Origin of the sequence: Dactylosporangium sp. CS-033363, assembly GCF_050942475.1 — a bacterium.
Taxonomy (GTDB): Bacteria; Actinomycetota; Actinomycetes; order Mycobacteriales; family Micromonosporaceae; genus Dactylosporangium.
Map to the genome: position 1 here is coordinate 10,993,761 of NZ_CP192032.1, position 13,346 is coordinate 11,007,106.

Annotated in this window: 9 protein-coding genes; 6 read left to right on the plus strand and 3 right to left on the minus strand. The window is 73.3% G+C overall.

All coding sequences use genetic code 11. From position 1 onward, the window contains the following. Positions 1 to 3 precede the first annotated feature (3 nt). The 6 genes from moaA (at position 4) to ACQPZ4_RS50855 (ending at position 8,628) form a co-directional block, all read left to right on the plus strand. Positions 4 to 1,026, plus strand: a complete 1,023-nt coding sequence (moaA, locus tag ACQPZ4_RS50830; protein ID WP_433054026.1) for a GTP 3',8-cyclase MoaA — start codon at positions 4 to 6, stop codon at positions 1,024 to 1,026. Continuing rightward, complete coding sequence (locus tag ACQPZ4_RS50835) at positions 1,023 to 1,268, plus strand: MoaD/ThiS family protein (RefSeq protein WP_433054029.1); 246 nt, start codon at positions 1,023 to 1,025, stop codon at positions 1,266 to 1,268. Before moaA ends, ACQPZ4_RS50835 begins: the two co-directional genes overlap by 4 nt. Positions 1,269 to 1,273: 5 nt before the next feature. Further along, positions 1,274 to 2,818 (plus strand): metallophosphoesterase, encoded by a 1,545-nt coding sequence (locus ACQPZ4_RS50840; protein WP_433054032.1) that lies wholly within the window; start codon positions 1,274 to 1,276, stop codon positions 2,816 to 2,818. Between the two features lie 36 nt (positions 2,819 to 2,854). Then, positions 2,855 to 6,061: a UvrD-helicase domain-containing protein gene (locus ACQPZ4_RS50845; RefSeq protein ID WP_433054035.1), complete on the plus strand. Its 3,207-nt coding sequence runs from the start codon at positions 2,855 to 2,857 to the stop codon at positions 6,059 to 6,061. A gap of 118 nt (positions 6,062 to 6,179) precedes the next feature. Beyond that, a complete protein-coding gene (locus ACQPZ4_RS50850; protein WP_433054038.1) occupies positions 6,180 to 7,160 on the plus strand; it encodes an LppU/SCO3897 family protein in 981 nt (326 codons plus the stop codon). Between the two features lie 259 nt (positions 7,161 to 7,419). Beyond that, a complete protein-coding gene (locus ACQPZ4_RS50855) occupies positions 7,420 to 8,628 on the plus strand; it encodes an ATP-binding protein (RefSeq protein WP_433054041.1) in 1,209 nt (402 codons plus the stop codon). 20 nt (positions 8,629 to 8,648) lie between these two features. Here ACQPZ4_RS50855 and ACQPZ4_RS50860 read toward each other — a convergent pair whose 3' ends face one another. The 3 genes from ACQPZ4_RS50860 to ACQPZ4_RS50870 are packed head-to-tail and all read right to left on the minus strand — an operon-like array spanning position 8,649 to position 13,333. Continuing rightward, positions 8,649 to 9,815: a VWA domain-containing protein gene (locus ACQPZ4_RS50860; protein ID WP_433054044.1), complete on the minus strand. Its 1,167-nt coding sequence runs from the start codon at positions 9,813 to 9,815 to the stop codon at positions 8,649 to 8,651. Beyond that, the gene (locus ACQPZ4_RS50865; RefSeq protein ID WP_433054047.1) at positions 9,808 to 12,213 is read right to left on the minus strand and encodes a DUF5682 family protein; all 2,406 of its coding nucleotides are present in this window, start codon (positions 12,211 to 12,213) and stop codon (positions 9,808 to 9,810) included. The genes ACQPZ4_RS50860 and ACQPZ4_RS50865 overlap by 8 nt, the downstream gene beginning before the upstream one ends. Further along, positions 12,203 to 13,333 (minus strand): ATP-binding protein, encoded by a 1,131-nt coding sequence (locus tag ACQPZ4_RS50870; RefSeq protein ID WP_433054050.1) that lies wholly within the window; start codon positions 13,331 to 13,333, stop codon positions 12,203 to 12,205. The genes ACQPZ4_RS50865 and ACQPZ4_RS50870 overlap by 11 nt, the downstream gene beginning before the upstream one ends. Positions 13,334 to 13,346: the final 13 nt, after the last annotated feature.

A 13,346-nucleotide genomic window follows, 5' to 3' on the forward strand; every position in this document is an offset into this window, starting at 1 on the left:
ACCATGACCCGTTTGGTGCCGCACGAACCCCCGGGGGCCGGTCTGGCCGACCGGTTCGGGCGGGTGGCGACCGATTTGCGGGTCTCGCTGACCGACAAGTGCAACCTGCGCTGCACGTACTGCATGCCCGCCGAGGGCCTCGACTGGCTGCCCAACCCGGCGCTGCTCACCGACGCCGAGGTCGTGCGGCTGATCGACGTCGCCGTGCACCGCCTCGGCGTGACCGACGTGCGCTTCACCGGCGGCGAGCCGCTCCTGCGCCGCGGGCTGACCGAGATCGTGCGCGCCGTCGCCGCGCTGCCCGGCCGCCCCCGCATGATGCTCACCACCAACGGCATCGGCCTGGCCCGGCTGGCCGCGCCCCTCGCCGAGGCCGGGCTCGACCGGGTCAACGTGTCGCTGGACACCACCGACCCGGCCCGGTTCAAGGCCATCACCCGCCGCGACCGGCACGCCGACGTGGTCGCCGGGCTGGCCGCGTCCGCCGACGCCGGCCTCCTGCCGGTGAAGATGAACGCCGTCCTGCTGCGCGGGATCAACGACGACGAGGCCGTGCCGCTGCTCGACTTCGCCCTGACCCACGGGTACGAGCTGCGGTTCATCGAGCAGATGCCGCTCGACGCCGGCCACACCTGGCGCCGCGAGGAAATGATCACCGGCGAGGAGATCCTGGCCGCCCTCCGCACCCGCTACACGCTGGAGCCCGACCCCTCGACCCGCGGCGGCGCGCCGGCCGAGACGTGGGTCGTCGACGGCGGCCCCGTGAAGGTCGGCGTGATCGCCAGCGTGTCGAGCCCGTTCTGCGGCGCCTGCGACCGCACCCGCCTCACCGCCGACGGCGCCGTGCGATCCTGCCTGTTCAGCCAGGACGAGACGGACCTGCGCGGCGCCCTGCGCGCCGGGGCGACCGACGAGGAGCTGGCCGACCTGTGGCGCAAGGCGATGTGGGCCAAGCCGGCCGGCCACGGCATCGACGACCCGAAGTTCCTGCAGCCCGCCCGGCCCATGTCCGCCATCGGAGGATGACCCACTTGCTGCTCGTCCGTTACTTCGCGGGCGCCCGCGCGGCCGCCGGCGTGCCCGAGGAGAAGGTCGAGGCCACCAACCTCGCCGACCTCGTGGCCACCGTCACCGCCGACCGCCCGCGCCTGGCCGGGGTGGTCACCGCCTGCTCCTTCCTGGTCGACGGCACCGCCTGGCGGGACCCGGAGGCCGCGCTCCCCGCGACCGCCACGGTCGACGTGCTGCCCCCGTTCGCGGGCGGCTGAGCCGGGTGATCGCCGTTCTCCTGGTGGTCGTGCTCCTGGTCGTCGGAGCCATCCACTGGTACCTCTGGAAGCGCCTCGTCAAGGACACGACCCACTCCCGCCGGGCCCGGATCGCCGGCTCGGTCGTCGCGGTCCTGCTCGCCCTGGTCATCCCGGTCACGCTGGCCCTCTCGCGGGCCCTGCCCCTGTCGAAGCAGCCGATCGTGGCGTGGCCCGGCTTCCTGTGGCTCGCGCTGATGTTCTACCTGCTGGTCACGCTGCTGATCCTGGAGATTCCGCGGCTCGCGATCCGGCTCTGGCAGCGCCGCTCGACGCCCGCGCCCGCCACACCCGCCCGCGCCGCGGCACCGTCACCCGCCGCCGCCTCCGCGCCGCCCGCCGCCGTCTCCGCGCCGCCCGCTGTCTCCGCGCCGCCCGCCGCCGTCTCCGCGCCGCCCGCTGTCTCCGCGCCGCCCGCTGTCTCCGCGCCGCCCGCCGCCGTCTCCGCGCCGCCCGCCGTCTCCGCGCCGCCCGCCGTCTCCGCGCCGCCCGCCGTCTCCGCGCCGCCCGCCGCCTCTGCCGTGTCTGCTTTGCCGGACTCTGACCTCGCTGACCCAAATGTCTCCGCGAATTCCGCGGACATTTCGGACAACGACGTGAGAGAGGCCGGTCAAACCGGACGAAATGGCGCCGGAGCGGACGGAACGGAAGCCGGCGGAACCGGGTCACGCGCGGTCGAGCCCGGGTTCGATGCGTCGCGGCGGCTGTTGCTGGGGCGGTCGCTCGCCGTCACCGCTGGCGTGTTGTCGGCGGGGGCCGTGGGCATCGGGGTGTACCAGGCGAAGAGCGCCCCCAACCTCAAGTACGTCCCGATCGGCCTGAAGAAGCTGCCCGCCAGCATGAACGGCTTCCGCATCGCGGTGGTGTCCGACATCCACCTCGGGCCGCTGCTCGGGCGCTCGCACACCGAGCGGATCGTGCGGATGATCAACTCGGTGGACGCGGACCTCGTGGCCGTGGTCGGGGACCTCGTCGACGGGAGCGTGGCCGAGCTGGGCAGCGCCGCCGAGCCGCTGCAGGACCTGCGCGGCAAGCACGGGTCGTTCTTCGTGACCGGCAACCACGAGTACTTCTCGGGCTTCCAGGAGTGGGTCGACGAGGTCAACTCGCTGGGGGTGCGCGTGCTGCGCAACGAGCGGGTCGACATCCTCGGGCTCGACCTCGCCGGGGTGAACGACCTCAGCGGCGAGGACGTGGGCGACGGCCCCGACTTCGGCAAGGCGCTGGACGGCCGCGACAGCAGCCGCCCGGTCGTCCTGCTCGCCCACCAGCCCGTGCAGGCCCACGACGCCGCCAAGCACGGCGTCGACCTGCAGCTCTCCGGGCACACCCACGGCGGGCAGATGGTGCCGTTCAACCTGCTCGTCGGGCTCCAGCAGCCGGTCGTGGCCGGACTCGGCAACGTCGACGGGACCCAGGTGTACGTCACGCGCGGCGCCGGCTTCTGGGGCCCGCCCGTCCGCTTCGGGGCGCCGCCGGACATCTCCATCGTCGAGCTGCACGGCGCGTAGCCAGCGACTGGTGGGGCGCCTGTGACAGGATGCAGCGTGCCTTCGAACGTCGCCTCCGACTCGTTCGTCGCGGACCTGCACATCCACTCCAGGTACTCCCGGGCGTGCAGTCGCGACCTCAGCATCGAGACGCTCACCTGGTGGGCGCGGCGCAAGGGCATCGCCCTGCTGGGTACCGGCGACTTCACCCACCCGGCCTGGTTCGACCACCTGCGCGAGGCGCTGGTCCCGGCCGAGCCGGGGCTCTACCGGCTGCACCCCGACCGCGAGGCCGACATCCTGCGCCGGCTGCCCCCGCGCCTGGGCGTGGCCGACTCGGCCGTGCGGTTCATGCTCTCGGTGGAGATTTCGACGATCTACAAGCGCGGCGACCGTACCCGCAAAGTCCACCACCTGATCTATCAGCCCGACTTCGACGCGGTGAGCCGCTTCAACACGGCGCTCGGGCGGATCGGCAACCTCGGCTCCGACGGCCGGCCGATCCTGGGCCTCGACTCCCGCGACCTGCTGGAGATCACGCTGGAGGCGAGCCCGGACGGCTTCCTGGTGCCCGCGCACATCTGGACGCCGTGGTTCTCCGCCCTCGGCTCGAAGTCCGGCTTCGACGCGATCGCCGACTGCTACGCCGACCTGGCCGAGCACATCTTCGCCGTGGAGACCGGCCTCTCCTCGGACCCGGAGATGAACTGGCGGGTGTCGTCGCTGGACAAGTACCGGCTGGTCTCGAACTCCGACGCGCACTCGGCCCCGGCCCTGGCCCGGGAGGCGACGCTGCTGCGCGGGGAGCTGTCCTACACCGGCGTGCGCGACATGCTGCGCACCGGCGACGGCCTGGCCGGCACGCTCGAGTTCTTCCCGGAGGAGGGCAAGTACCACGCCGACGGGCACCGCGCCTGCGACGTGAACTGGGCCCCGGCCCGCACCCGCGAGGCCCAGGGCCGCTGCCCGGTCTGCGGCAAGCCGCTCACCGTCGGCGTGCTGCACCGCGTCGAGGAGCTGGCCGACCGGCCCGAGGGGTACTCCCCGGCCGGCGCCCCCGACGTCACCCACCTGATCCAGCTGCACGAGATCCTCGGCGAGATCAACGGCGTCGGCCCGAAGTCCAAGACCGTCGACGACAAGCTGTCCGCGCTGGTCGCGGAGCTCGGCTCGGAGCTGTCGATCCTGCGCTCGGTGCCGGTCGAGGACATCGCCCGGGCCGGCGGCGAGCTGCTCGGCGAGGGCATCGCGCGGCTGCGGCGGGGCGACGTGCGGCGGACCCCGGGCTTCGACGGCGAGTACGGCGTCATCAAGCTGTTCGACCCGGCCGAGCTGCGGACGGGCGCGCAGGAGGACGTCCTGTTCGACGTACCGATGCCGGCTCTTCCAAAGCAGCGCAAGGCCGAGCCCGCGGCGAAGGCCCAGCCTCGCAAGCGGCGCACCGTGCCCGTGGAGGCCGCGCCGCCCCCGCCCATCTCCGCGCCGCCGTCCCCGCACGAGCCGCTCGAACCGATGCTCGCCGGCATGGAGGAGGTCGGCACGGGCCTGCTCGACCGGCTCGACGCGCTGCAGCGGGTGGCGGCGTCGGCGCCCGGCGGCCCGCTGCTGATCGTGGCCGGCCCCGGCACCGGCAAGACGCGCACGCTGACGCACCGGGTCGCGTACCTCTGCGCCGAGCTGGGCGTCTACCCGGAGGAGTGCCTGGCCATCACGTTCACCCGGCGGGCCGCCGAGGAGCTGCGCGAGCGGCTGGAGGTGCTGCTCGGGCCGGTCACCGAGGCGGTCACGGTCTCCACGTTCCACGCCCTGGGCCTGGCCATCCTGCGCGAGAACGCGGCCGCGGTCGGGCTCACCCCGCAGTTCCGCATCGCCGAGGAGTCCGACCTGCTCGCGGCGCTCGACCCGCTGTCCGAGCGGGAGGCCCGCAAGGCGCTCGCGGCGATGGAGGACGTCACCCGCGAGACGCTGGCCAAGGCGCTGCGGGCCCGCGACCTGGTCTCGCTGGACGAGCTGCTCACGCTCACGGTCGACCTGCTGCGCGAGACGCCGGCCCTGGTCGAGCGGCTCCGCGCGCGCTGGCAGTGGATCTTCGTGGACGAGTACCAGGACGTCGACCCGGTGCAGTACGAGCTGCTGGGCCTGCTCTGCCCGCCCGGCGGCAACCTGTGCGCGATCGGCGACCCCGACCAGGCGATCTACTCGTTCCGCGGCGCCGAGGTCTCGTTCTTCCTGCGCTTCGCGGCCGACTTCTCCACGCCCGACGTGGACGCCCGGGTGGTCCGGCTGACCCGCAACTACCGCTCGTCGGCGCCGATCCTGGCCGCCGCCGTGCAGGCCATCGCCCCGACGACGCTCGTGCCCGGCCGCCGGCTGGACCCGGCCCGGCTGGACCTCGAGGCGCCGATGGTCGGCCTGTACCCGGCCGGCTCGGTCGCCGACGAGGCCGATTTCGTCGTCCGTACCGTCGACGAGCTGGTCGGCGGCCTCTCGCACCGCTCGCACGACGGCCGGGTCGACTCCCGGTCCGCCGTCGGCGCGATGTCCTTCTCCGACATCGCCGTGCTGTACCGCACCGACGCCCAGGCCGCACCGATCGTCGACGCACTCAGCCGGGCCGGCGTACCGGTGCAGAAGCGCTCGCACGACCGCCTGCTCGACCGCCCCGGCGTGGCCGCGCTCGCCCGCGAGCTGCGCTTCGCCGACGGGCTCGGGGGCTCGATCGCGGCCCGGGTCCGGCTGGCCGGCCAGGTCGTGGCGAGCCGGTGCGGCACGCTGGACACCGACCTGATGGCGCTGTCCGAGGCCGACGTGTGGACCGCCGTCGAGCTGATGACGCCGCTCGCGCTGCGGGCCGGCGCCGACCTCGACGAGTTCCTGGGCGCGCTGGCCACCGGGGCCGAGGTGGACGGCTGGGATCCGCGGGCCGATCGGGTGAACCTGCTGACCCTGCACGCCTCGAAGGGGCTGGAGTTCCCGGTCGTCTTCCTGGTCGGGGCGGAGGACGGCCTGCTGCCGCTGCGCCCGTTCGCCGGAGCCCAGCAGACCGACGACGACGTGGCCGAGGAGCGCCGGCTGTTCTTCGTCGGGCTCACCCGCGCCCAGGACCGGCTCTTCGTGTCGCACAGCCGCACGCGTTTTCGCTTCGGTTCCGAGCGCGAGATGGCGGTGTCGCCGTTTCTGGCCGCGATCGACCCGGGCCTGCTGGAACGCCGTGGTCCCGCCGCCCCGCGGAAGCCGAAAGATCGCCAGCTTCGCCTGATCTGAACGGTTTTTGGCGCGGATCCGTGAGGTGAGAGGGGGAGTGGTTGGCGCTACCGTTGCTGCATTGACGCCGATAGGCTCACCAAGCCGACCACCGGCCGCAGGACCAGGAGGAGACATCATGTCGGGTTACGGACCGCCGGGCGGACCGTACCAGGGTCAACCTCAGGACCCTTGGGGCCAGGGACAGGGCCAGGGGGGCGGTAACCAGGACCCCTATGGCGACCAGGGCTACGGCCAGGGCGGCCAGCAGCCCTCGTGGGGCCAGCCGGACCCGTACCCGGGCCAGGGCGGCCAGGGCGGCGGGCGCGGCGGCGGTGGCTACGGCGGCCAGGGCGGTGGCGGCGGTGACCGCGGCTACGGCCAGGGCGGCGGCTATGGCCAAGGTGGCGGCGGCGGTGGCTACGGCGACCGCGGCTACGGCGGCCCGAACGGCCCCAACACCGGCTATGGCAACCAAGGTGGATACGGCAACCAGGGCGGCTACCCCGACCAGGGCTACGACGACCGGCGCGGCGGGTACGACGACCGCACCTACCAGCAGCCGGGCGGCGGCTACCAGCCCTACGGCAACGAGCCGGGCTACGACGACCCGAACCCGCAGTGGGGCCCGCCCGCGGAGCCGGAGAAGAAGAAGCGCTCCGGCGGCACGATCGCGCTGGTCGTCTTCCTCGCGCTGCTGCTCTGCGGCGGCGGTGGCGTCGGCGTGTACTACTACGTCCTGAAGGACAAGAAGACCGACTCCAATGCGCCCGCGGCCCAGTCCTCGACGAAGGCCGACCCGTCGGCCAACCCGGGCGGCGGCGGCGGTCAGTCGACGGCCCCGAGCGCGGCCGCGTCGCCCACCAAGGGCGGGGTGTCGGCCGGCGATGCGGCCTCGGTCCAGGTCGGCGAGTGCCTCAAGAACGTCGGCACGAGCAACGACAAGCCGCAGATGCAGAAGATCCAGTGCGGGCCGGGCGCCTACGAGGTGCTCAAGCGCATCCCCGGGACGACCGACAAGAACAAGTGCGAGGGCACTCCCGGGTACTCGCACAACTACTTCTTCGACAGCCCGGTCGACTCCAACGACTTCGTGCTGTGCCTCAAGCTGCGCAGCTGACCAGCGGTTTTGCGGGTGGCCCGGGCTCTTGCCCGGGCCATCGGCGTTTTCGGGCCCCCTTGCTACAAGCCCCCAAAGGGGTGTAGTACATTAGTTCGAGCCCGCCATCGAACAGCTGTTCGGTAGTCTGACGATGGTGCCTTATAAGGCTGTCTTGCGCCTGCGCTAGAGAGCCGTAGATGTTCCACGACGACACGCCGTAGAGGTTCCTCTACGCGGTTCTAGCCTGCGCGCTAGAAAGCCCGATACTCTCCGATTCGTGGACCCGGTTCGCAATCCTTACGCGCCCGGCGCCGGTCAGCGCCCTCCTGAGCTGGCCGGACGCGACCGTGAGCTGCACGCCTTCGAGGTCGTGCTGGAGCGTGTGGCCCGCGGGCGGCCCGAGCGGTCGCTCATGCTCACCGGCCTGCGCGGCGTCGGCAAGACGGTGCTGCTGAACACCCTGCGCTCGGAGGCCATCTCGCACCTGTGGGGCACGGGCAAGATCGAGGCGCGGCCGGACCAGTCGCTGCGCCGCCCGGTCTCGGCCGCCCTGCACATGGCCATCCGGGAGCTGGCGCCGCAGCACCGCGCGCCCGACCGGATCGACGAGTTCCTCGGCGTGCTCAAGGCCTTCGCGCTGCGCGAGGACCCGCGCAAGCCACCTTCCAAGCTGCGCGACCGCTGGCAGCCCGGGATCGACGTGCCCGCGGCGACCGGGCGGGCCGACTCCGGGGACATCGAGATCGACCTCGTCGAGCTGTTCACGGATGCGGCGAGTGTGGCCAGCGATGTGGGTACCGGCGTCGCGCTCTTCATCGACGAGCTCCAGGACCTCTCGGTGGACGACGTCTCGGCCCTGTGCGCCGCGTGCCACGAGCTGTCGCAGACCGGGGCGCCGCTGATCGTGGTCGGGGCCGGGCTGCCGCACGTGCCGGCGCTGCTCTCGGCCTCCAAGTCGTACTCCGAGCGGCTCTTCCGGTATCAGCGCATCGATCGCCTGGACCGGATCGCGGCCGACCTGGCCCTGACCGCGCCGGCCGAGCGCGAGGAGGTCGAGTACGAGGCGAAGGCGCTCGACGCGCTGTACGAGGCGTCCGGCGGCTACCCGTACTTCGTGCAGGCCTACGGCAAGGCGACCTGGGACCACGCGCCGCGCTCCCCGATCACGGCGGCCGACGTGCGGGTGGCCGCGCCCGAGGCGGAGGCGGAGCTGGCGGTGGGGTTCTTCGGGTCGCGGTACGAGCGGGCCACCCCGGCCGAGCGCGAGTACATGCGCACCATGGCGACGCTGCTGCCGGCCGTCGACGTGTCGGAGGCGGTGCCGACCGCGGAGATCGCGCGCACCCTGGGCCGCAAGCCGGCCAGCCTGTCGCCGGCCCGGGACGCCTTGATCAAGAAGGGGCTGATCTACTCGGGGGAGCGGGGGACCGTGGCGTTCACCGTCCCCCACTTCGCGCGCTACCTGCGAACTCAGCCCGCTGAGTGACGAGCCGCGGGCCTTCGGACTCAGCCGGCTGAGTGACGTTCGATGAAGGCCCGCAGGTCGCGCCGCTCGATCGCGGCCGCCATGAGCTCCGGGAACACGTCCGGGGTGCAGGCGAACGCGGGCACGCCGAGCGCGGCCAGCGCCGCCGCGTTCTCGCGGTCGTAGTCCGGCGCGCCCTCGTCGGACAGCGCCAGCAACGTGATGACCTGCACGCCGGCCGCCGTCATGGCCGCGACCCGGCGCAGCATCTCCTCGCGCACGCCGCCCTCGTACAGGTCGCTGATCAGCACGAAGATCGTGTCCCGGGGGCGGGTGATGAGCTGCTGCCCGTACGCGATGGCCCGGTTGATGTCCGTCCCCCCGCCCAACTGCGTGCCGAACAGCACGTCGACCGGGTCGCTGAGCCGATCGGTGAGGTCGACGACGGCGGTGTCGAACACGACGAGCGACGTCTTGAGCGAGCGCATCGAGGCGAGCACCGCCGCGAACACCCCCGAGTAGACGACCGAGGCCGCCATGGACCCGGACTGGTCCACGCAGAGCACGATGTCGCGCTGCACGGCCTGGGCCCGCCGCCCGTACCCGATGAGCCGCTCCGGCACGATGGTCCGCTGCGCGACCTGGTAGTGCCGGAGGTTCGCCCGGATCGTGCGGTTCCAGTCGATGTCGTGGTGGCGGGGCCGGTTGATCCGCGCGGCCCGGTTCAGCGCTCCGCTCAGCGCGGTGCGCGTCGGCTGGGCGACCCGCCGCTCCAGCTCGGCCACGACCTTGGCCACCACCTTGCGGGCGGCGCGCTTGCTCTTGTCGGGCATGACCCGGTTGAGCGAGAGCAGCGTGCCGACGAGGTGCACGTCGGGCTCGACGGCGTCGAGCATCTCGGGCTCCAGCAGCAGGCGGGTCAGGTTGAGCCGCTCGATCGCGTCGGCCTGCATGACCTGCACGACCGTCGACGGGAAGTATTGCCGGATGTCCCCGAGCCAGCGCGCCACCCTGGGCGCCGAGGCTCCGAGGCCGGCCCCGCGCTGGTTGGGCGCGCCGTCGCCGCCGTGGTCGTAGAGCGCGCCGAGCGCCGCATCGACCGCCGCGTCCGTGCCGGTCAGCCCGAACCCGGTGCCCTCGGCGCCGGGCGCGCCGCCCAGGGCCAGCCGCCAGCGCCGCAGCCGCTCGTCGCCCTGGTCCTCATCCATGCAGTTCCCTCCCGAGCAGTTGCGCCGCGACCGGGAGCAGCAACGCCCCGCGGGCCGCGTCCACCTCGTCCTCGTCCCCGGCCCCCGGGCGCGCCGACCCGATGTGCGCCGCCCGCTCGCCGATCATCCGCCGCTGCGGCGCCGGATAGCCGCTGAAGGTGCGCCGCAGCAGGGGCAGCACCTCGACGAACGCCTCGGCCGGAATGCCCGTGAGCCAGGCGTCGACAAGAGCCAGCAGCCGTTCATCGTGTACCAGCAGCAGCCCGTCCCCCGCCAGAAAGCCCTCGATCCACGCGGCGGTGCGCGCCACCGGCACGCCGACGGTCAGGACCAGCGCCATCCGGTTGCCGATCTCGTCCGAGTCGACCGCGCCCGCGTCCAGGAGCAGCCGGTTCATCCGCCCGGTCAACAGCCCGTGCAGGTCGTCCCGGGTGGACAGCCCGGCCAGCACTCCCTGCCACCGCTCCTGCGCCTCGCCGTCGTCGACCAGTGCCAGCGCCGCCTGCACCCCGTCGATCCGATCCCGCATGACCGCCGCCGCCGTGTCGTCCAGCCCGCCGACGGCCGCCGGCAGCCCCACACAGATCCGCGTGATCATGCCCAGCGTCACCTCGCGCAGCGCGGACAGGTCGGTGCCCCGCACGTCCCCGTACCGCAGCGTCCGCGCCAACGCCGGCAGCGCATCCATCAGGTGCGCCACGTCCGCGTCGAGCGCCATCCGCTCGTCGAGCGCGTCGAGCACGCCGGGCAGCGCGTCCGGCAGGTCGGCGAGCAGGCACCGCTCCACCAACGCCGTCACATCGGCCAGCGTCGCCGCCGACGCCGCCTGCTCGGCGACCCGGGCGGTGGCGGCCTCGAGCACCGTCGTCCCGTACGCCCCGGCCTCCACGAGATCCACCGCAAACTCGGGCTGCCAGGCGATCTCCCACTCCTCGCGGAAGGTCCCCTTCCCCTTGGCCGCGGCGAGCACCTTGCCCCACTCGACCCCGAGCAGCCGCAGCCGATGCAGCAACCGGCTCCGCTCCAAGTCGAACGGTTGCCGCAGATCGAGCTTGAGCTCCCGCCGCTCGACCCGCGGCGGCAGCCGGAGCCGCCGCTGGCTTCCGGCCACGTCCCGCGCGATCGGCACGCCCGGCGTCTGATCCGGCACCCGCCCCAGCCGATCCCCGACCACGAGCCGCCGATTGATCAGCGCCAGCCGCAGGTCGTCCCCGTCGCAGAGCACCGCATGCGCCGCATCGGTCACCTCGGCCAACCCGGCGAGCGGCCGCCCGCGCATGGTCGCCAACGCCTGCGCGAGCCGGGTCGCCTCGATCACGTGCGCACTGGACACCGGAACGCCGTCCTTGCGCAGCACCCCGGCCGCGCGCACGAGCCACCGCTCGATCACATGCTCATCAACCGACGTGAACAGGTGGTGGTACCACCCGGGCGACCGAACCCCCGCCCCGTACCCCTGCCACGACGCCAACCGCGCGTGCGTCCACGGCACCCACGTCATCGCCACCTTGACCTTGCCCAGTCCCCGCACGACCGCCGCATCGGCCGACGCACTGGGCAGCGGCGCCGTCAGCGCGGGCACGTGCCAGGCCCCGCAGACGACGGCCACGCGCTCGAACTCCTTGAGCGCGCCCCGCAGCCCGATCCGCATGTACGCCTCGCGCCGCTCCTCCTCGACCCGCTCCGCCTCGCCGGGCACCGGCGCGTGCGCCCGCACCACGGTCATGGCCTCGGCAATGGCCCCGAACGGCGCCACCGCCGCCGCAAGCTCCCGCTCCGCCGCCGCCAACTCCTCCTCGCCGGCACCCCGGTCCCCGCCACCGTCGTGGTCGCCGGCGCCGTCCGCGAGACGGCCCTCCGTGGGGTGGTCGAATCGGTGCTCGACCACGTCTTCCCACCAGCGCTCGGGATCGTCGTACCCGGCCGCCTCGGCCAGCGCCCCGATCGGATCGAGCCGCACCGCATCGTCGCCCGAACCACCGTTCCCCGGCGGGTTCGATTGGGCGGCCAGCCGTACCGCCGCGGGCATGTCGATGAAGCGCACCGGCACCTCGCGCGCCACCGCCCAGCGGATCGCCTGCCACTCCGGCGAGAACTCGGCGAGCGGCCAGAACGAGGCCCGCAGCTTCGGATCGGGGTTGTCCGCCGGATATCCGAGCAACGCGACCGGCGCCCGCATGTCCTCGTACCCGGCGAACGGCACCAGCGCATCGGCCTCGGGCGGCCCCTCGATCAGGACCACCTCGGGCTGGTACGCGGCCAACGCCCGCCGCACCGCCCGAGCCGACCCCGGACCGTGATGGCGCACCCCGAGCAGCAGCGGCCCGTCGAACGCGGGCAACACCGGCCCGTCGTCGATCCCGGGCAACGTCCGCGCCCCGGCCATCTCACTCCCCACGGCGGGCCGCTCGGTAGAAGTCGCGCCAGCCCTCGCGCTCGCGGACCACGGTTTCCAGGTACTCCTGCCACACGACCTGGTCCGAGACCGGGTCCTTGACCACGGCGCCGAGGATGCCGGCGGCCACGTCGCCGGCGCGCAGTACGCCGTCGCCGAAGTGGGCCGCCAGCGCCATGCCGTTGGTGACGACCGAGATCGCCTCGGCCGTGGACAGGGTGCCGCTCGGGGACTTGAGCTTGGTCCGCCCGTCCTCGGTCACGCCGTTGCGCAGCTCGCGGAAGACCGTGACCACGCGGCGGATCTCGTCGGCGGCCGGGGGCAGCTCGGGCAGTTCCAGCGCCTTGCCGAGCGCCGCCACCCGCCGCGCCACGATGTCGACTTCTTCCTCGACGCCGGCGGGCACGGGGAGTACCACCGTGTTGAAGCGCCGCCGCAGCGCGGAGGACAGCTCGTTCACCCCGCGGTCCCGGTCGTTCGCGGTGGCGATCACGTTGAAGCCCTTGCGCGCCTGGACTTCCTGCCCGAGCTCCGGCACCGGCAGCGTCTTCTCCGACAGGATCGTGATCAGGGTGTCCTGCACGTCGGACGGCACCCGGGTCAGCTCCTCGATCCGCGCGATCCGCCCGTCGGCCATGGCGCGCAGCACCGGGCTGGGCACCAGCGCGGCGCGGGAGGGCCCCTCGGCGAGGAGGCGGGCATAGTTCCAGCCGTACCGGATGGCCTCCTCCGGCGTCCCCGCCGTCCCCTGCACCAGCAGCGTCGAGTCCCCGCTGATCGCCGCCGCGAGGTGCTCGGAAACCCAGGTCTTCGCGGTGCCGGGCACCCCCAGCAGCAGCAGCGCCCGATCGGTGGCCAGCGTGGCGACGGCGACCTCCATGAGCCGCCGCGGCCCGACGTACTTCGGGGTGATCGCCGTCCCGTCCCCCGCCTCCCCGCCCAGCAGATAGGTCACCACGGCCGAGGGCGAGAGCCGCCACCCCGGCGGCCGCGGCCGCTCGTCGCTGCCCGCGAGCGCGACCAGCTCGGCCGCGAACTCGTCCTCGGCATGCCGCCGCTGCACGGCGTCGGCAACGGGCGCCCCATCAACATGCGCGGCGGCGACATCGACACTGCTGGTCACGCGGACTCCAAGA